The organism is Methanobrevibacter boviskoreani JH1 (assembly GCF_000320505.1).
Lineage (GTDB): Archaea > Methanobacteriota > Methanobacteria > Methanobacteriales > Methanobacteriaceae > Methanarmilla > Methanarmilla boviskoreani.
This window is the reverse complement of sequence record NZ_BAGX02000016.1, coordinates 87617-107381: the sequence shown is the minus strand read 5'-3', so window position 1 is coordinate 107381 and position 19765 is coordinate 87617. Positions and strand designations below refer to the sequence as shown.

The window sequence follows — 19765 nt, the reverse complement described above, 5'->3', positions numbered from 1 at the left end:
ATCTTATAAGCTTTTTATATATTTTTAATAGTGTTTTTATTTTTAAAAATTGTAAAAATAGTTTTTAATGTTGTATTATGTTTTTTTTTATTTTTTAAAATTAGTTAAAATTAGTTTTTTAATATTTAATGGAATATGGATTTTTTTATTTAAAAAATATAGGATATTGTCCAATTAATCAAAATAAATGAAAATAAGAAGAAAATGTGAATACTTTAATTATCTTTATTTTTTTCTTCAATCCTTCTTATATTTTTATGTACTAATTCATCAAGTCTGTCAAGACAGTAGTAATATAAAGTACAGTCATATTTATCTAAATAAATATTGTCTAATTCCTCAGTGCTTCTATAAATTGATGTGAAGTAACTTAATATGGTTTTAATATTTGATTCTTTAATAATTTCTAATTGTTTCTGATTAAAGTCTTCTCTATTTTCACTTTCTTTATATACTTCGGCAGTGGCATCCTTAATTATTTGTTCATAATTAGGTTCTAATACGTCATATGCTTTAAGACTTAAATTAAAACGATTAAAATTTATTAAAAATTCCAATTCTTTTTTATTATCCTCTTCTACTTGACTCTCATCTAATATGATCTTATTGTTTTCATTTAAATAATCATATATCTTTTTAAAATAGGGTTTATAATTATTGATTAAAAATTCATAGTATTCTAAGTAGGATAAAGATTTAATATAATCTACAAAGCTTTTATCTAAATATTTATTCATTAATTCACTTTTTGATTCCATGTAAATCCTCTGTTTAAATTTAAAATTTTTTTTTAATATCTTACTTTTTTTTATTTTATGTTTTTTCTAATATTAATATTATTTTTTTAATTATTTTTTCTTTGGAATTAAAGAAGATAAAAAAAATTTTCATTGGGAGAAAAGATAGTAGAATATTTGTTTTTATAGTTTACATAATTTTAAATTAGAAAAATTAAACATGGACAAATATTCTGAGATTTAAAAAATTTATTCAATTTTGATTATTTTATATCATTAAATATTTTATTTAAATTTTAACAAAAAACTAAGGATTAATTAATAAATTCTTATTAGTAAATTTTATATACTAATAAATTCAGAAGTTATTATGGAAATATTTTTTAATATTTTCATTAGGTATATATTATATCGAGGGTACATTTATTGTTCTATTATTTTGAAGATGTTGATGTAAACTTTTTTTTAGGTGATGATGGTGGTAATAGAATAATATCTGTTTATAATAATTTAATTATTATATTGACATAGATTTTTGGTACTGGTCTATGTTAACCTTAAATTTAAGATGATGGTGATTAAAAGGGAATTCGATTTAATATATACCCTTTTTTTATAATATTTAATTATTTGAACATTTTCTCATTTTATCTAAACTGATCTTTATTTTATATAAATTATTACTTAAACGAAATATTTATTAAATAATTTTTAAAAAATAGTAGTGAGGGAATATTATGGAAGTAGATTTTAAAGATTATTATGATACTCTTGTAAATAACTTAAATTGTTTTGAAGGGGAGTATGATTCTTTCATTGATTATGGTCCTAGTTTATATAAGTTATTATGTGATTGTTTAAATTCTAAACAGTTATCCAGTGGTTTACGTTTAAACATTAGTGCTGCAATAGCATACTACGTTGTTCCTATGGATATTATTCCAGAACAGGTATTTGGTCCATATGGCTATATTGATGATATTTACATATCTGTATATGTTTTAAGAAAGGTAGTTAATCAATATGGTTATGATTTTTTACAGGATTTATGGACAGATGATGAGAGTATTGAAGATGTTCTAAATACTTGTTTTGAGGAATCTGTAAAAATCTTACAGGATCAGGTTGATGATATACTTTCATATGTAGGATTAATTGATTAAATTACTATTTTTTTTAATTCTATTGTTTTTTTAATTTCGTGATAAATTATATTATAAAATTTTTAATAAAAAAAGATATTATGATGCTTAACTTTATTTTTTGAGGTATTAATTCAAAACGTAAAAATCGATTACTGAAATTCTTTATTAATAATAATTTTCTTAAAAAGAGATAAAAAAAGATTTAATTTTTATATGATTTTGACATGTTTATAGTATTTGAATATTTTTTTGTGATTAGTTACATGATTTGTAGAGTCGGATTTGATAGGTTTGTAGTGTTTGGATATTTTTTGTGATTAATCATATAACTTGTAAATCCAGCCATTAGATAATAATAGATTTAAATTATAATTCTCATCGTTTTTGTCTACTTTGAGTCTAAAGTTTAAATTAATAAAACCCTCTTCTTTAGATGGCATAAAGTTTAATTCTTTGTTTACTGCTTTTATTTTATTAAATATTTTAAATAATTCAGGGTTAATATTATCTATTTTAATCATACCGCTAATAACCTGATGTATATAACCTTCATTATCTGTGTTATTGATTTTATTTGATGTAATGTATTTGCCTTCTGTAATATTATCTGGAGATACTTCATCAGTGTTTTTCTCTTTAGGGCCAATTCTATTAATATCTTTAATTTTATCATTGTTTTCAGAGTTGTTGCTAATTCTTTCAATCATTATTTTCTGCAGGGAATTTTCTATCATTGGAAAATCAATGTTTTCTTTAATGGATTCATAATCCTTTTTAATTTTTTCAATTGAAACTTTAGCTTCTAGTTTTTCATTTAACACATCAGCACATTTTTTAGCGTTACTGTAGTTTGAAAACTTATCAAACAATGTGTTTTTATTTCTCACTTCCCATATTCCATATTTGCTAATTGGCTTTACAATACAGTCGGAACATAATTTCTCATAATTTTCCTGATTAAATTCTTTACCACAGAGCATACCGGTTTCTGTATTATCTGTTTTTGAGTTGAATACAATTTCATTAATAATTGTTTCAGGATCTTTGTATTTTAATGATTCATTGGCTTTAAGACATATTTTTCTTACTTCCTCTTCGGATTCTATCCTTTCAATCTCTTTTATATCCTCTTTTCCCCTATATATGATTGCATATCTTCCATTTGTAGGTTGATATATAAATCTACATTTGGGGCAGAATTTTTCAAATTTGTATTTTGAATCAAATGATCTTCCGCATAATTTACAGATTAAACTGTATTTTTCAATGTTTTCATATTCGGGATAATATTTCTCAATGAAGTTTCTGATTTGATTTTTTTCTCTAAAATAATATTGTTCCAAGGTTTTGTTTTCCATTATCAAATCGAACTTCTTTAAATTATTGATTATTACCTCAGTATGTTTGTCTGTGTAATATTTGTTTAACTCTTCCTTGGTAAAATTGTTTTTATGGCTTAATTTAGGTAGAAGAAGATTTATTGCTTTTGCAGTTAAGTATTTCTGTTTACACTCTTTACAGAATTCCTCTTCATTTGATTCCAATAATTTATTACAGATTTTACATGTATTTCCCTCTGAAGGTGTATTGATTTTATTTAATGCATCTTTATAATCATTATAGTATTTAGCATATTCCTTATTTTCCCTTCCCCGTTTTATGTAATAATTAATGGTGAAATAATCAACATCTTCACCTTCACAGGATTCTTTAAGAGTTTTACCCTTCTTAACGTTTTTAATGATTCTTTTCCATTCTTTGTTTGAAATGGTGGTTTTTTCAAAATTGTCTTTAATACTAATATATTCTTTGTAGAGTTTGTTGAATGGTTCTTCCTTGGATTCTCCTTTTTTAATCCATTCATTTAGTTGATTAAAATCAATGTTTATAATCATGGAAACTTCTTCTAATGTTTTACCATTCTTAAGTAGGGTTACAATCTGTCCATAGTATTGATTGAATAGGTTTATTTCGTTTTTATCATCTGATTCTACTTTTTTAAGATTCTCTTTATCAATTAAATAGAAATTGTCCTCGTCATCTATTACAATCGCATCCCTTTCTTCCAGGAGTTTTATGATTTTTTTAACCTCATAATTGGTGTAATCTAATTCATCGGTTAAATAATCAATTGAATAAGGTATTTCTGAACCTATTTTATCGAATAAATCCTTTAGTTTTTTCTCCTCAATATTTTTAAAAATATGTTTATCTTCCTGACTTATATGGGAGTATTTATTTATAAAATCTATTAAGTCCTGATTGATTTTAAAGAAATATTGATTTTCATTTGAAAAGATGGAATTTAAATTATATAATAGTGTGGTAACACCTGCAATCATTTCAGAATCATAGTTATAGAATTCTTCATCATTCATTAATTGGTTCACTGATATTACTTGGTTTAAAGTTAAATCTCCATATAATAACTTAAGATTGTTTGCAACTTTTTTGTTACAACTGTTGCATGTTCTGCTTGGGGATTTATTATCTAAAGGTTTATCACATATTTCACATTTATCTGATTCTTTCTGGATTTCTTCTTGTTCGTTTAGATATTTTAATCTTTTTTGATGAAGTTTAGGATAAAATAGTAATTCCGCTTCATTTAAAACCTTTTTCAGGTTTTCAACAATCTCTTTCTGATTATTAATTTCCCCTAAATCTAAAAATTCTTCTTCTCCGTCGATTTTGTTGATTTTAATTCGTTTAAGAGATTTTAATTCCTCTGATTTGTTATGATTGGATTGATAATTTCTGTAGTAGATATTTATTCCGCAATGGATTTCATTAGTGTTTAAATCCTTTAAGAAATGACTATTGTTTTTTTCTCCAAAAATATTGAAATTTAAAAAGAGGATTGTTTTACCTGCATCAAATCCCTTTTCACTTTCATCGTAATTAAATCCGAAGAAATAATGGGATTCAAAGTTTCTTTTAATTCTTGAAAACCAAATTCTTTTTGATTTGGAATAATATTTAGGGTTTTCAATATGTTTATTCCCATATTTTTTAGTAAAATTAATTTTTTGAGTAAATTCTTGTTGAAAAGTGAAAAATAGCTGATTTTCTGCTCTTTCAATATCATCGGAGTTATCTAGTATTATGTAGTCCATATTATCCCTTAAATAATATAATAATTATTAATAATTTTGATTATCTTTATTTAAATTTATTCCTATAATTTTTTAGTTTTAAAATTTTTAATATATAAACTATATTAAGGAAATGATAATATAATAATAACTTAAATAAATTTAATATTGATGTGGTAAAATGTCTGATTTCTGTTTCGAATTTTTATATTCATTTGACGGGGAATTATTAGAAAAATGTGTGGAAATGGAGGCTTATATCCGTAATGGGTATTATACTGATTCTATTATTACAGCAAGGGTAATTGGGGAAAACACCATAGAAAAAATTGCTAAAATGGAAAATATTGATTTTAATGAATCTGAAGCCAATAATCAAAAAGATAAAATAAGTTTATTATTTAAGGTTAATATTATTAATGAGCCTACAGCTAATTCATTTGATAATATTCGAGTATTTTCAAATAATGTGGCGCATGGTGTTTATAGGAGTACTTTGGAATCTGCGTTAAATGTTCATCGTAATGTTTATAATATTTTAACTTTCTACTATTCTAAATATGGTGGGGATGATGATTTCCATAAAAAACCTTATGATTATGATCCATTTCATATGAGAAAGCCAATTAATTCAATGATTAATTTCCATATGGATGATAATGAAATTGAAGAGAATGCATTCTTATTTGAAATCAATGAAATTAAAAAAATGCTCAGTGAAAAGAATGGGGAACTTGATTCAGGTTATAAACAATCAATAAACGATAAAACTGATAATGAGGATAAGCATATTGAAGATTTCATTGAAATTAACAGTGATGACAATGATTTAATTGATGGTAATGATTTAATGGACAATAAAAATAGAGGTCTTATGGATGATTTTAAGGATGAGGGATTGATTTTAGATCCTATTGATTTTGATTCATTAAATAAGGAAGGAATAAAACCTGCAGATGATAGTGATTTAAGTAAAATAAAATCTTTAATAAATAAACGTTTTAAAAATGATAAATAATTTATTTTTAATTTATTTTAGTTTTTTTTAAATTTTTTATTCATTAAGTTTTGCTTTTAATTGATTTAGTCTAATTATAATTTGTTCTATTTTTTTAATAATTGGAAATTACTGTTTTTTTATAGTTTAGTTGTAAACAATATTCTTTATAGAATTAAATTAAAGATTATTGTATTTTATAAAAAAATATGGGAATATTTTTTAGTGTATATAAAATACAATTTAATGGTTAGGAAGATTTATATAATTATTAATCTTCAATTTTTACCCAGAATGTTGGAAGTATTCCTTTGCATATTGGACATTCCCCACCAGGAATATCCTCAACCTTAGTTCCTGGAGCAATGTTGTATTTTTCATCACCTAATTTCTCATCATAGATATATCCGCAATTTTCACATTTATATTTAGCCATAATATCACATCATTATTAAATAATATTATATATTTTAACTAATTAAATTATTCTTTTATTACTTTTTTTTAAATTAAAAATATTTATATAAAAAATTATTTATATGGAAAAGGTATTAAGAATAAAAATGTGATAATATGATTTTATATTTTTCTGGAACAGGTAATAGTAGGTTTATTGCTGAAGGTTTAGCTAAAATATGTGATGATGAACTAATCAATCTAAAAGACTTAATGAAAAATGGGGGAACAGGTGAATTACATTCAGATAAGCCTTTTGTTTTTGTTTTACCAATTCATGCTTTTAGAATTCCTGGAAAAATCAGTGAGTTTATTGAAACTATTAAGTTTACAGGATCTTCTGATGCTTATTTTATTGTTGACTGTGGTGGAAGTCCAGGTAATGCATTAAAATACATCAAGAATACATGTAAAAAGGTTAATCTTCAACTAAAAGGTTTCGATGCCATAAATATGCCTGCAAGTTATATTGTTATGTATAATCCTCCTGATGTAAATAGCGAGGCTGTTCATGATTCATTAGTCTATCAAAAATCCCAAATTGAAAGGATTGGAAGGGATATCAATGAAGGTAAGGAATTCTTTAACAGACCGTCTGATTTTAAAGGTAAGATACAATCCTCAATTTTAAATCCAATATTTGTAAAGATGATGATTAAAACAAAGGATTTTGCAGTATCTGATAAATGTGTAAAATGTGGCAGCTGTGTTTTAAGATGTCCATTAAATAATGTGTTTTTCAATGGTAAACCAGAATGGGGAGATAATTGTATGCATTGTATGGCTTGTCTTTCAGGTTGTCCCTCCAATGCAATTGAATACGGAAATAAAACAGTTGGAAGAAATAGATATTATCTTTTAAAACATTATGGTGATGTTAATTAAAATAAAATAATTAAATATCAATATTGTCTTATTTTTTATTGATTTTAAATAAGATTTTTAATTTTTAAACTTTAATAATCTTTTTTTTAAATATTTTTTAAATTTAAATACAATAATATACCTATTAATATATTTTACTAAGGAAATGTTATATAATATAAAAATTATATTATGATTGATTTAAAATTATAAAGTGATTTCATGGTTAGAAAGATCTGTGAGTATTGTGGTAAGCCATTTTATAGTAAGGGACATAATGCTCAGAAAATGCATAAGAAATGTGCACAGTTAAAACATAAGGAAGATAATGCTAGACGTCTTCGTCATCAAAGACATATCTTTAAAGTATGGCTTGAAAGCTGTGAAATTGATAGAATTCATAATCAAACACCTCCTGAAATGGGTTTTATGCAAAATGATTATGATATGTATAATCATTGGTTAGGTGGAAATACTAAATATCTACAGTCACCTACATTTGGATATACTAAAGAGGGTAAACCTAAACCTAATAGATTTTCAAATCTACCTAAGGAACGTGAAAAGCAGATTAGGGAGATTCATTCCAAGATTAAAAAAGAGAAGAACTTCATATTCTGTAGTGGTCAGCAACATAATACAAATTATATGTCCGCCTATTATTCAAGATATGAGGATAATTTTGGAGTTTCCTATGACGGTTTTTAATTTTTAACATCTTTTTATCTATTTTTTGATAGTTTTTTAATTTTTACAAGTTTAATCTAATTGCTTTTTTGTATTTTAAATTTTTATAATAAATTTGATCCTTTTTTTAAAAGTATTTTTGATATATAAATTGTATTTTAATATTCCCGTATAATATTAGTCATTTTTATTTTATTGTTTATATGTTAAATGTATAGTGTATTCAAGTAAAAATAGATCATTATACTAAATTTTAGATGTAAAATTAAGATTAATTTCATAGTTTTAGTATTATTTTAAAATAGTTTTAATAATACTTTATAAAATTTTTAATGAAAAATAGCAAGCTTTATATTTAGAAAAAATATAATTGATTTTATGAAAATCAGAAATGGTTTTCATATGTTTTGAAATGAATTTATTAGATAATATTTTAATTAAATAATTTTTTATTTTTATTGATTTATGGAAAATTAAGTTATTTAGGAATAATTTTTTGGACTCATTTTCAAAACAATCTTATATTATTTTCTAGAATTCAGTAAATATTTGCTGTAGTATTTATTTGATAAGGAATTCTAGCTAGTCTTTATAAATTAGATTTAGCTCCCACTATTATTTTATAAATCTATATTTTCTAAGGCTTCCAAATTACAGTAGTATCTAGTTTCACTCTTACTAGATACTTTTTTTATACTTTTTTCTATTTTTAGTTTTTTCTCATTGATTTTTGATTAAATCTAATAATTTTTCTTGTTTTTATATCTGACTATCCTTTCTAATTTTTCATGACTTTATTTGTATATCGATTATTTTTTCCATAGGTTCTTCCTTATTTTTTAGGTAAATCTATTTATTTTTAGTCTATTTCATTTATATTTAAAAATTTTCTTAAATTTTTCTATTTTTGCCTGTTTTTTATTTTTAGTTTTGTTTTTTAGTCCTTTTTTGATTCTCTTTATTTTGCATACATTATATACTGATAAGAAAGACATCGTGTTTTCTTAATTCTATTTTTATATTTGTTTATTTGCTTATTTGTTCCTGGTTTTAATAGATGGGCTGTTTTTGCTGTTTTTATATAATCTAAAGGATTTTAAATGGATTTTTTATTTTATTAAATAATTAAAAAATTAGCATTTTTTAAAATATCTAAAAAACTGATATTTCGATAAACATATCTGCTAGAAATATTAGATTTTATAAAGTTAGGTATGGGAAGTGTTGTTTTTAATATTTAGATAAACATGGCTACTCCAAATATTAGGTTTAATGAAATTAGGATAAGGGGAAGTGCTTTCTCTAGCTTTTCCTTATTTATTCTATTTAATACTTTAGGGCCTATGACTGCTCCGATTATTGTACCTGAACATAAAAGCACAACAAGCATCAAATCAATTCTTCCTAAAAATCCGTATGTACAGATTCCACCGATGGAATTAAAAATCAATACAAAAATTGTAGTACCGATTACTGTTGTGGCATTATATCCTAACATAAGTAGGACCAATTGTATTGGAGGCGTTCCACTTAAACCAAATAAACCTGCAAGTATTCCACCAAGAACACCAAACAATGGAACGAATATCTTTTTATATCCTGTAAGTTTTACATGTGATTTTTTCTCTATTTTTTCCTTGGATCTCTGTTCTTTAATGTAATTCTTAAGATTTATTAATGCAAGTGTTAGAAATAGAACACCAAATAATATTTTAAGAAGCTTTGCTCCAATCAGGGTCCCAATATATCCTCCTATAAAGGTTCCTAAAAATCCGCCAACACCTAGAATAATTCCCGTTTCAATATCCACATTATTGTTTTTATTATGATTATATGCACCAACAGCTGTGGTTGGAAGAACTGTTGCAAGGGAACTGGCTACTGCTACCTGTGGATCTATTCCTAACATAATTAGTATGGGGGTGTAAAGTCCTCCACCTCCCCCTCCAATTATTGTTACAAATAGACCAATAAGGAAACCTAAAACTGGAAGTATTATCATTGTTGTAAAATTCATATAATATTGGTATTTATTAATTAATCAATATAAAATTTTAAAATATGTTTTTGCTATATTGATTCTTTCTATAATCTGTTAAAGCATTGTCCATAAAATACTTTAAGTATAAAAGATAATATGAAATAATATGTATGAAAGATTATAACCTATTTGCAATAATCTTTTAAAATTATTTTAAATAAAATATTAAGAGGTGTTTAATATTTCAGAAGGTGGAGATAAGTCTTCTAAAAGGATGAGAACACTAATTATTTGTATTATTATCATAATAATTGCTATTGTTGGAATTTGGGCTATTGTAGACCATAATCTAACATTAAATGTTGCTGGACATGAGTTCAATACTCCTATGGGATATAGTGTTAATAATTCTTTGTCAAATAATTCAACAGATAATATCTCTATTAATGCAGTTCAAATTGAAAACGGAACTGATTATTATAGATTTACTGTTATAAGTCATGAAGAGAATAAAATTGTGTCTCCTTCAGACGCAGTTATATCAATAAATAATTCTGAGAATGTTACAATTAAAAATCATAAGGGTGTAATTATAAACAAAAATAAGAAAGATCAATCCTTTATGTATAAGGATGGTTCTGATGAAATTGTGATTAGAACGTCAAACCCTAATGAAAATGCATTTGCAGATGTTATTAAGAACTAATTATTTTCTTTTTTTTAATATTTTTTTTATAAATTTGTTTTATTAAGGGTTTAAAATCTTTTTTTAAGTTTTATAATACATGTTTTAAATAAAAATAGTTTATATTCAAGTTATAAATCTTAGTTCTAATTTATTTTAAATAAATTTGTATTTTTGATAAAAAGAGTTTATAGTTTAACTGTATTTTATTTACTCACTAATTTTAATGATATTCATATAAAATAATTTTTTTTTATTAATGATTTATATTAATAAAGTAGATATTTTTCTTGTTTTTCTAAATAGAATTTATTAATAAACTTTAAAAAAATAGTAAATTCAATAGAATAGTTTTTTAAACTATTCTACATCAAATCCTTTTTTACTCATATTTTCTCCAAGTAACTTCATAGCTTCCTTGGTTTTATTATCTGCTATTCTGTCAATTACTCTTTTATTTTCATTATATCTTCCAATATAATATTCCTGCTGATTTTCATCCACTAAATCAAGACGGGTAAAATTGGTTAATGATTCAATAAGGCAGCACAAACCTCTGTTTAATGCTTTGGCACATGGATTGTTTTTAACAATCTTGTCCACTCTGGCATTAATCAGATAAGCTTCTCCATGAGCATTGACATGATCTGCAATTGGTTCCATTTTTTCAATATTGTTAACTTTACAGTATATATAAGCCTCGGCATCTTTCATTAGAGGAACATCCTCATCATCAGTAAATTCGTCCTCATCCAGATTACCTACAGTGGCTTTAACGAAAGCTATTGGGTTACTTGTAATATTAATAACATACCTTTTAGTATCTTGAATGTTTTTAAGGGTTTGACTTCCTACAAATATTCTACATCCAATTTCATTATCTGCCTTACAGTTAATACCAATTGGTGCTGCGTCTTTAACTCCGTCCTTGCTTATTGTAGTATAAATTCCCTCATAATGTAATCCTTCTTCCATTCCTAAACTTTTTAAATCATTTGACATCTAATCTCTCCTTTTAATGTGATTAAAATAATTAATAAATACTATTAATTTTAATAAATATAATTTTTATTCTATTTTTTTAAATAAAAGAAATATTTTTATATTATGAAGTTATATTATAATCTCGTAAATAATTGCTATGTGTTAATATGAGTGAAAAATGTTCTACTTGCAGTGTTGATTTAGAAGAAGGTTATAGACAATGTCCTAATTGTCTGAAAATTATTAAGGAAGATTTGCCTACTTGTCCATATTGTAATGTTAACTTAGTTCCTGAAGAACATATTGAGATTATTGAAAGAAATAAACTGTTAACTATATGCCTTATAATCTCTTTAATTATTTTAATTCTGGAAAATTCAAACTTCCTATCATGGATATTTTATTTTCAATTGGTTGTTATTACCATAATCTTATATTATGCATTAAATTGGTTTATTAATAAACAGGTTTGATAATAAATTTTAATTATTATAAATTATATAAATTATGAATGGAGGATATTAAATGTGGTGGATTTTTGACACTATAAATAATCTAATATTATCACTTGCTTGTTGTTGTATTGGTCTGATTCTTATTAGTTTCATTTTTGGTTTTGGTTTTATGGATCAGAACACTATGGAACAAAGTCAATATGAGGACAATCAAAATCAGGCTTCAAGTGTTAATAATACTCATATGAGTAATATTAACAATGTTTCTGTTGACAGTGATAATAGTTCTTATAATATTTCAGGGGTAGATGAAAATGGTACTCCCGTTAGAATAAACATAGTACATGGTTAATTTATTTTTTATTTAATTTTTTATGTTGTGTATAAAATGAGTTTCAATCCATTAAATTTGATATGTCATAGGATGCCGGAGAGAACTTTCTCTTATAAAGGTCATTATTTTCCAGTTTGTGCTAGATGTACAGGATTTTATATAAGTCTATTTGCTTATTTTTTGTATACTTTTTTCTTCTTTGTTAATTATACTCCTACTTTGCTTCTAGTGGCAATATTGCTAAATGTACCTGCAGGTATTGATGGAACTACACAATATTTTGGATTAAGGGAAAGTAACAATTACTTAAGATTAGTAACAGGTCTTTTAGGTGGAATTGGACTTGGAATATTAGTAAAGGCTTTCAAATATTATATTTATTTAGGTGTAATCTAATTTTGTATTAAATAGGTAGAAATTATGGATGAGATAGATAAAAAATCTAGTAAAGATTTTATTGATACGGAGTATATTTTAAAAATTTTGGAATTGGATAAGGTTAATTCTTTTTTGGATATAGGATGTGGTGACGGACATATTTCATTTGCTGTTAATAAATTAAATGAAGATGCAATAATTTATGCAGTTGACAAATCAGAAGATGCAATAAACTATGTTAATGATAAAATAAACAAGGATAATGTTAAAAATATTAAAGCTATTTGTTGTGATGTAGATAAACATATCCCACTTAAGGACAATACAGTAAATACGGTTTTAATGATTAATGTTTTCCATGAATTTAAAACTAAAAGGGATAAATATAAAGTATTGTCCGAGATTAAAAGGGTTTTAACTCCTGGTGGTCAGGTTGCCCTTGTAGAATTTAGAAAGGTTCCAATGTCTTTTGGTCCAGATTTTAAATATAGATTATCTCATAATGAATTGGAGAAGTATTTTTATAATCAGGGATTTGCAATTGAGATTCTCAATGAAAGATTGGGAATTAAGACCAAATACGGATATTCCCATTATTTAATTATTTTCTCAGAACAAGAGTTTATAAGTATTCCTTAAATGGTTATACTTTATTTGCTATTTTTTTAATATTAAACCCTTTCATCTTTTTTTTAATATCTAACTTTTTTTAATCGGTTTTCAATATTTTTATCTTTAGCTATTTTCAATCCTTCATACCTTTTTTCAATAATTTTTCTAGTAGAAATATATTAAAGTTTTCATCCTCTACTTTCGAATAATTTTTTAAATCAGTATTCTATCATTTACCTGTTCTATTGGTTTTATTTTCATTTGTCATGACAACTTTAATTAGGCTTGAATTCGTTTCATTCTTATCATTGTTTAATTCCTTATCATAATAATTGCTCCAGCCATATTCCCTATAAGGAAATGCAGTCCATGAGTTATTGGTTAACATTATTTGTACGCTTCTATGGTTTTTAGAAAATAAAGTAGGATATTCAATTACCCTGACAGTATATCCTGCATTGGCTAATGATTCATAAAGATATTCGGAGAAACCCCAACAGTCTCCATATTTGTTTGATTTTAGTCCTGATGAGGATGAGTAAGTTTGTCCATATAATTTATATGTGTATTTTTTAAAGGTATCCTCAGATATTTTTTCAAAATCGTCGTAATCCTCTACACAGTATCCATATATAAATTTATTTGTACCTAGTTCAGTTCCAAAACCTGAATAAACGGTTATGTTGTGAAGTTGATAGGTTTTGTTTGAATTTTTATATTTTAGATTTAATGTGGTTTGTTTATCCTTTAAGAAATAAATATTATTGGAACTTGTTTTATTGTCCTTTTCAATATGTATATCGGTTTCATTATCTACCAGGACTGTTGAATTAGATTTAATATTTGGGATATCTGTGTATAGGAGATAATGGTCTCCATCACTTAGATTTAAATAATCTTTCCTAATCGTAATATTATAGTCTTTCCAGTCTGGATCATTATAGGGATAAACGGTTGAGATATTGTTTACACCAGGATTAATATTTTCGCTTGTCGGATTTTTATTTTTTGTATTGTTGTCTATCTTTTCCTGATTTGGATTTCCCGTATTACTTGGATGTTTTACGTCCATAGATGCATATGGATTTTCAATATCTACAGAAAATGCTCCTAATGTAAATATGCCTAAGATAATTAATAATATAACCAATAAAATAAGGACAGTTTTTTTCATCTAATTCTTCCTTTAATGTCTAATTTTTATTAATCAAACAATATCTGGTTTTATTTTATTTAAAAAATATTCAATTATCATTTGAGGAATATTCGATTTTTTAGTTAAATAGAATATTTTATCATTATGTTGGTGAAATTCTATTTTAATTAATAATCTTTAAAAAAAATAATTTTCTCAATTTCTAAGGTAATCCCATAGGTTTGTTGGTTGAATTGTTATGGTGTAAATATCAAATGATTTTTTTTTAGAATAGAACTATTTATTTTTTATTTAGAATGTAATATATGGATCTTATTGGTATTCCAGTCTCCTCGGATATGTTCTGGACTTTAAGTCCATCTTTCTTCATTTGTCTGATTTTTTCTTTAAGCTCATCGGGGTATTTACTTTTATATCCCTTTAATTTAATATCTGAGTATTTTTCAATAATATAATAGACTTGTTTGGTTTTAATATTTACCTCATCGGATATTTCCGCAGCTTTATATCCATTGTTTTTAAGCTCAATTACATTATCAATTAACTCTTTGGAGAATTTAGGTTTTGCACCTTGTTTGTATTCGATTTCAACATTTATATCTAGTTGCTCAAGTGCATTCAAATATTTTTCCGGAATTCTATCATATAGACTTTTGGAGCATGTTATCAACTTAAGTTCAGGGTTCTCATTAATAAGTTCCATAATCTTTTTAGAACTTAAGGCCTCGGTAATATGTATCTTGTAATTATTGTCTTCATCACTCATATGTGACCCTAAAAATTATTTATTTATTAAAAGTTTGTCTAAGTTATAAGAAATTATTAATTGTTATAATATAATAATTTAACCTTTTAATATTGCTTTTAAAAATAGGGATAAATTGACATATTCCTTTAATATCATGATTTACAAATTATTTAGATATAAAATCTTATTTAAAACCTAATAAATAGGTAGTATAAATTTTACTTAAATTGTATTTTAAAAATAGTATTTAAAAGAATTTAATAGAAATTAATTAGCTTTTAATTAATTCTAAAAATTTCTTACTTTTATCATTTTTTGGTTTTGCAATGTTTTCAATATTCTTTGATTCTTTTTTAACATCTTTAACATCTAAATTAAAGCTTTTGGCACATTCCTCTATAGGAATAGTTCCTTCATTATAAATCATTGCAGCTCCAAGTGCCTGATAATTGACTTTAAGATTGGAATTTTTAAGTTCCTCTTCCAATTTGAACTTTTTATGTAAAATCAAATCCATTTCCTTTACAGGAAGAATATTTTCATGTTCCTTCTTGTTTAGTAATTCGATAGCTTTTGTAAATGTTATTTGGAAAATTTTACGTTGTTGGCGATCTATTTCACTACGTATGTATGGGAAAGGTCCACTTTGTCTTTTACGTTTGTCATTAGAACTTGTAAGGTAATATTTGAAAATGTCCCATAGAATGAGGGAAGGTGCAATATTAATGAAGACAGATTTTTCAAGTAACTGCCTATTTCTTAAATCGATTTCTAGTGTTCTGTTTAAATCTCCATTTCTATATTTGAGATTTGCATCCTTTAAATCGGCATCTATTTTCTCTTCTCTCCATGCTTCTATAGAATCTGTTTCATCTAAAAATCCTGGATTTGCAGTTTTTGCATTAATTACAATCTCATCATATTTATTTAATTTATCAATATCCTTGATGTTTTCTTTGAGGATTTCATCTTTATGTCTATTTGCAATTAATTCCGCAAGTTTAACATATCCAATGGCCAGGGCGGTTCTTGTATTTTTATCATCAATTATTGCAGGTTTGGTTCTATGAAATTGTAAAGCTTCAATACGTACATTTTTCCCATATCTTTTTCTAATTTCCTCTTCATAGCTATTTACATAGTCTGAACCAAGAGATACTCGTTTTCTGATTAATTTTTTATCTTCTCTATAACGAATAATTAATGATACTGTTTTTACAGAACCTTTACGTTCCTGTTTCAGCATATTGATGACTTTCTTAAAGGATTCCCTACCCCACTTAGTTAGTTCACTCATCTTTACCATATAATCTCCAGCAAGGGGGAGGTATGGAATAATGTCAACTCTATGATTGCCGTTTTTATTGATGGAAAAAGAGTATTCTGTTTTACCACAATCACATTCTGCTTTATAATTGTCAATTCTATAGGTTTTATTACAATTCTTGCAGTGAATTAATCCATATTCTTCTAGATTACCTAATGCTATTTTATGTGCATCAATGGCTGATTTGACTCTATCTAAAATGTTTTTCTTTGCAGATGCTTTTAATCTGAAGTATTGGTTGTGTCTATGTGTTTCTGATGCTTCCTCTGCAGTTACATCTGCTACAGTACTGATACCATATTTACTAAGTGATCTGTAGGGTGATGTATAACCCTGTGTATCCATAGTTTCTTTAAATTCTTGAAGAACGTTTAAGTGATTATTTAAATTGTCATATGTTTTTTTAAAATATTCAAAATCTGATAATCTGCTTGTTTCTATTTGTTCTTCTGATATTTTTTTTAGATATTCTTCAGCTTTTGTAATTAATCTATTTGAATCCATTAACTCACCGTGAGGACTTTTATAAAATCTATTGCCGCCTATAGACTTTAAAGTAAGTTATTATTTTGTTTTCAAACTTTTATTTAAAAATAAAATTTACTCTTCTAAATTTATAGTTTAATATTTTTAATTATTTAAATCTAATTATTAGTTAACTAGATTTTTAATTTTTATTAAGTGTTTTAAAAAAATAGTAAAAATCCAATTAAGGATTATTTACATTACTCTTTCGCCGACTTTACAGTCTTCATGTACACCTAAAAGTGCTGCTGCTTCTTCGGTTGCAAGAATCATACCTTCTGATTTTTCACCACAGAGTTTTGCAGGTTTAAGATTACATAATACAACTACTTTTCTGTCAATTAAATCTTCAGGTTTGTATTCATTTGCAATACCTGAGACGATTTGTTTAGTTTCATCTCCAATATCTACTTGTAATTTTAATAGTTTTCTGGATTTTTCAATCTTTTCAGCTTCTTTAATCTGTCCTATCTTCATTACTATTTTATCAAAATCATCAATTGAAATCATTTCTTCGCTCATTTTATCTCCTCTTTTGGTTTTTTTATCTTTATTTTCAGATTTTTCGAGATTTTTATATAGTTTCTCTTTCTCCTTAGATATTACATCGTCATCAATCTTCTTGAACAATGGTTTTGCTTTATTGATTGAATGTCCTACCTCTAGGAAATGACCTGCATTAGCCCAATCTTCACTTGATTCCATATTCATTATTTTAGCTATTTCATCTGCTTTAGTTGGCATATATGGTTTGAGTAATGTTGCAAGTGATTGGCATAATTGGTTTGAAAGGTAAAGGCAGTTTTTAGCTTTTCTTGGATTTTCTTTAACAGCTTTCCAAGGTTCCTGATCATTAAAGTATTTATTAGCCGCTTTACATGTTTTCATTATTTCTACAAGACCATCTCTAAATTCCATATTTGCAATATGTTCACCTACTTTCTTAGGTGTTTTCTTGATTAATTTAATGAATTCTAAATCATCTTGACTTGGGAATTTATAATCAGGTATTTTTCCATCAAAGTTCTTGTTTGTAAATGTAATTGTTCTATGTAAGAAGTTTCCAACTACATCTGCAAGTTCATCATTGTTTCTTCTTTGGAAATCATCCCAACTAAAGTCGGTATCTTTATTTAAAGGTGCTACAATTGTTAAATAATATCTGAGTAAGTCCGCATCGAATTTCTTAACAAAATCATCGACCCAAACAACCCAATTTTTACTTGTAGACATTTTACGTCCTTCAAGAGATAAGAATTCACCTGCAAAAATGGAATCTGGCATTTTACAACCATGTGCATATAACATGGCTGGCCAAAATATGGTATGGTGATAGATAATATCCTTTCCAATAAAATGAATGGCATTATCATTCCAGTAGTCTTCCCATGCAGGGTTTCCATCTTTTCTAGACCATTCTGCTGCTGATGAGATATAACCTATAAAAGCCTCTCCCCAAACATATATTACCTTGCCTTTGGCCTCATCAAGTGGTACAGGTATACCCCAGTCCATATCACGGGTGTATACCCAATCTTTAAGACCATCATTAATCCAATTTATTGTATAATTTTTTACATTATTAGGTAATTTATCGTTATTTTCAATGTAATCTCTTAATACATCTTCAAATTCACTAAGTTTAAAGTAATATTGAGTTGAATCCTTAATAATTGGTTTTGTATTACATGTTAAACAATGAGGTTCTAAAAGTTCTGTAGTCTCCAATGCTCTACCACAATTTTCACAATGATCTCCCCTTGCTTCACCACCACAAACTGGACATGTACCTTCCACATATCTATCTGGTAGGAATTTTTTACAATTTGGACAGTATAATTGTTCAATGGTTTTTTTATACATATATCTATGTTCATAAAGGTAAGTGAAGAAATCCTGTGATATTTTGTAATGTAGTGGATTTGTAGTACGTGAAAAATTATCAAGTGATATATTACATGATTTAATATCTCTCACAATCATATCATGGTATCTAGTTGCAATATCAATAGGTTTTTTACCTTCCTTGTCTGCTTGTACTGCAATAGGAGTTCCATGTTCATCTGTTGCACCAACCATAAGTACATCGTCACCAATCATACGGTGGTACCTACAAAATATGTCTGCAGGTAAATAAGTTGATCTTAGATGTCCTAAATGGAAAGGACCATTAGCATATGGAAGTGCTGTAGATACAAAATATTTTGCCATTTGATTTTCTCCTTTAATTGATTTGAAATAAGTTTTTTATAAAAATTAATAGTAAATAAATTAAAAATTTATATAATATTTTTATATTTCTTAAACCAGTTATATATAGTTTTAATTATTATAAAATACTCAATTGATTTTAGTAATATTAATTTTTATTTATTAAAAAAATTTTTGGATTCATATTTACACATTAATTTTAAAAAATATGTTTTGTTAAATATGGTGAAAAACAGCTTATTAACTCTATTAAAAATAAAAAATATGAAAATTTAGGGTTTCATTTAAAAAATTAATAAAAATAATTATATTTTTTATAAATTTAAAAAAAATAATTTTTAAATATTATTATTTATTAATCCAAGTTTCTTATTATTTGTCTTTGTTT

Annotated in this window: 18 protein-coding genes; 9 read left to right on the top strand and 9 right to left on the bottom strand. The window is 25.4% G+C overall.

All coding sequences use genetic code 11. The annotated features are described in order from the left end of the window. Positions 1-215: 215 nt before the first annotated feature. Positions 216-758 carry a hypothetical protein gene (locus ON24_RS03855; protein WP_016358222.1) on the bottom strand — a complete coding sequence of 181 codons (543 nt, stop codon included), beginning with the start codon at positions 756-758 and terminating at the stop codon, positions 216-218. A gap of 716 nt (positions 759-1474) precedes the next feature. Between ON24_RS03855 and ON24_RS03850 the strand changes: the two genes are divergently transcribed. Continuing rightward, positions 1475-1900 (top strand): YkvA family protein, encoded by a 426-nt coding sequence (locus ON24_RS03850; RefSeq protein ID WP_016358223.1) that lies wholly within the window; start codon positions 1475-1477, stop codon positions 1898-1900. A 299-nt stretch (positions 1901-2199) separates the two neighbouring features. On the opposite strand, the gene ON24_RS03845 is transcribed toward ON24_RS03850, so the two are convergent. Further along, entirely contained in the window at positions 2200-4998 is a 2799-nt protein-coding gene (locus tag ON24_RS03845) for a hypothetical protein (RefSeq protein WP_040682022.1), read from the bottom strand. Between the two features lie 160 nt (positions 4999-5158). Between ON24_RS03845 and ON24_RS03840 the strand changes: the two genes are divergently transcribed. Beyond that, positions 5159-5995: a DUF4145 domain-containing protein gene (locus ON24_RS03840; RefSeq protein WP_016358225.1), complete on the top strand. Its 837-nt coding sequence runs from the start codon at positions 5159-5161 to the stop codon at positions 5993-5995. Between the two features lie 250 nt (positions 5996-6245). On the opposite strand, the gene ON24_RS09100 is transcribed toward ON24_RS03840, so the two are convergent. Beyond that, the gene (locus ON24_RS09100; protein ID WP_016358226.1) at positions 6246-6410 is read right to left on the bottom strand and encodes a rubredoxin; all 165 of its coding nucleotides are present in this window, start codon (positions 6408-6410) and stop codon (positions 6246-6248) included. 137 nt (positions 6411-6547) lie between these two features. Here ON24_RS09100 and ON24_RS03835 point away from each other — a divergent pair, with 137 nt between their 5' ends. Continuing rightward, positions 6548-7315, top strand: a complete 768-nt coding sequence (locus ON24_RS03835) for an EFR1 family ferrodoxin (RefSeq protein ID WP_040682021.1) — start codon at positions 6548-6550, stop codon at positions 7313-7315. Positions 7316-7516: 201 nt separating this feature from the next. Continuing rightward, positions 7517-8002, top strand: a complete 486-nt coding sequence (locus tag ON24_RS03830) for a hypothetical protein (RefSeq protein ID WP_040682020.1) — start codon at positions 7517-7519, stop codon at positions 8000-8002. Positions 8003-9218: 1216 nt separating this feature from the next. Here ON24_RS03830 and ON24_RS03825 read toward each other — a convergent pair. Further along, on the bottom strand, positions 9219-9998 hold the full coding sequence (locus ON24_RS03825; protein WP_040682019.1) for a sulfite exporter TauE/SafE family protein: 780 nt from the start codon (positions 9996-9998) through the stop codon (positions 9219-9221). A 196-nt stretch (positions 9999-10194) separates the two neighbouring features. Between ON24_RS03825 and ON24_RS03820 the strand changes: the two genes are divergently transcribed. Beyond that, entirely contained in the window at positions 10195-10668 is a 474-nt protein-coding gene (locus tag ON24_RS03820; protein ID WP_016358230.1) for a hypothetical protein, read from the top strand. A gap of 339 nt (positions 10669-11007) precedes the next feature. Here ON24_RS03820 and ON24_RS03815 read toward each other — a convergent pair whose 3' ends face one another. Next, entirely contained in the window at positions 11008-11649 is a 642-nt protein-coding gene (locus ON24_RS03815; RefSeq protein WP_016358231.1) for a DUF447 domain-containing protein, read from the bottom strand. Between the two features lie 149 nt (positions 11650-11798). On the opposite strand from ON24_RS03815, the gene ON24_RS03810 reads away from it, so the two are divergent. From ON24_RS03810 to ON24_RS03795, 4 genes are read left to right on the top strand one after another with little or no spacing between them, the layout of a single operon-like run. Next, positions 11799-12104, top strand: coding sequence for a hypothetical protein (locus ON24_RS03810; protein ID WP_016358232.1), 306 nt, complete (start codon positions 11799-11801; stop codon positions 12102-12104). 52 nt (positions 12105-12156) lie between these two features. Beyond that, complete coding sequence (locus ON24_RS03805; protein WP_016358233.1) at positions 12157-12438, top strand: hypothetical protein; 282 nt, start codon at positions 12157-12159, stop codon at positions 12436-12438. A 36-nt stretch (positions 12439-12474) separates the two neighbouring features. Next, a complete protein-coding gene (locus ON24_RS03800; RefSeq protein ID WP_040682017.1) occupies positions 12475-12816 on the top strand; it encodes a DUF2085 domain-containing protein in 342 nt (113 codons plus the stop codon). A 24-nt stretch (positions 12817-12840) separates the two neighbouring features. Beyond that, positions 12841-13437, top strand: coding sequence for a class I SAM-dependent methyltransferase (locus ON24_RS03795; RefSeq protein ID WP_040682016.1), 597 nt, complete (start codon positions 12841-12843; stop codon positions 13435-13437). Between the two features lie 202 nt (positions 13438-13639). Here ON24_RS03795 and ON24_RS03790 read toward each other — a convergent pair whose 3' ends face one another. The 4 genes from ON24_RS03790 to metG form a co-directional block, all read right to left on the bottom strand. Further along, positions 13640-14584, bottom strand: coding sequence for a hypothetical protein (locus tag ON24_RS03790; protein ID WP_040682015.1), 945 nt, complete (start codon positions 14582-14584; stop codon positions 13640-13642). Between the two features lie 262 nt (positions 14585-14846). Next, the gene (locus tag ON24_RS03785) at positions 14847-15332 is read right to left on the bottom strand and encodes a hypothetical protein (RefSeq protein ID WP_040682014.1); all 486 of its coding nucleotides are present in this window, start codon (positions 15330-15332) and stop codon (positions 14847-14849) included. 253 nt (positions 15333-15585) lie between these two features. After that, positions 15586-17145: a DUF530 domain-containing protein gene (locus tag ON24_RS03780; RefSeq protein ID WP_040682013.1), complete on the bottom strand. Its 1560-nt coding sequence runs from the start codon at positions 17143-17145 to the stop codon at positions 15586-15588. A 216-nt stretch (positions 17146-17361) separates the two neighbouring features. Next, on the bottom strand, positions 17362-19395 hold the full coding sequence (gene metG, locus ON24_RS03775; protein WP_268869982.1) for a methionine--tRNA ligase: 2034 nt from the start codon (positions 19393-19395) through the stop codon (positions 17362-17364). Between the last annotated feature and the right edge of the window lie 370 nt (positions 19396-19765).

Bases quoted from the DNA above. Each gene is read 5' to 3' on its own strand.
- ON24_RS03855 (WP_016358222.1), bottom strand. From the start codon at position 758: ATGGAATCAAAAAGTGAATTAATGAATAAATATTTAGATAAAAGCTTT.
- ON24_RS03850 (WP_016358223.1), top strand. From the start codon at position 1,475: ATGGAAGTAGATTTTAAAGATTATTATGATACTCTTGTAAATAACTTA.
- ON24_RS03845 (WP_040682022.1), bottom strand. From the start codon at position 4,998: ATGGACTACATAATACTAGATAACTCCGATGATATTGAAAGAGCAGAA.
- ON24_RS03840 (WP_016358225.1), top strand. From the start codon at position 5,159: ATGTCTGATTTCTGTTTCGAATTTTTATATTCATTTGACGGGGAATTA.
- ON24_RS09100 (WP_016358226.1), bottom strand. From the start codon at position 6,410: ATGGCTAAATATAAATGTGAAAATTGCGGATATATCTATGATGAGAAA.
- ON24_RS03835 (WP_040682021.1), top strand. From the start codon at position 6,548: ATGATTTTATATTTTTCTGGAACAGGTAATAGTAGGTTTATTGCTGAA.
- ON24_RS03830 (WP_040682020.1), top strand. From the start codon at position 7,517: ATGGTTAGAAAGATCTGTGAGTATTGTGGTAAGCCATTTTATAGTAAG.
- ON24_RS03825 (WP_040682019.1), bottom strand. From the start codon at position 9,998: ATGAATTTTACAACAATGATAATACTTCCAGTTTTAGGTTTCCTTATT.
- ON24_RS03815 (WP_016358231.1), bottom strand. From the start codon at position 11,649: ATGTCAAATGATTTAAAAAGTTTAGGAATGGAAGAAGGATTACATTAT.
- ON24_RS03810 (WP_016358232.1), top strand. From the start codon at position 11,799: ATGAGTGAAAAATGTTCTACTTGCAGTGTTGATTTAGAAGAAGGTTAT.
- ON24_RS03805 (WP_016358233.1), top strand. From the start codon at position 12,157: ATGTGGTGGATTTTTGACACTATAAATAATCTAATATTATCACTTGCT.
- ON24_RS03800 (WP_040682017.1), top strand. From the start codon at position 12,475: ATGAGTTTCAATCCATTAAATTTGATATGTCATAGGATGCCGGAGAGA.
- ON24_RS03795 (WP_040682016.1), top strand. From the start codon at position 12,841: ATGGATGAGATAGATAAAAAATCTAGTAAAGATTTTATTGATACGGAG.
- ON24_RS03790 (WP_040682015.1), bottom strand. From the start codon at position 14,584: ATGAAAAAAACTGTCCTTATTTTATTGGTTATATTATTAATTATCTTA.
- ON24_RS03785 (WP_040682014.1), bottom strand. From the start codon at position 15,332: ATGAGTGATGAAGACAATAATTACAAGATACATATTACCGAGGCCTTA.
- ON24_RS03780 (WP_040682013.1), bottom strand. From the start codon at position 17,145: ATGGATTCAAATAGATTAATTACAAAAGCTGAAGAATATCTAAAAAAA.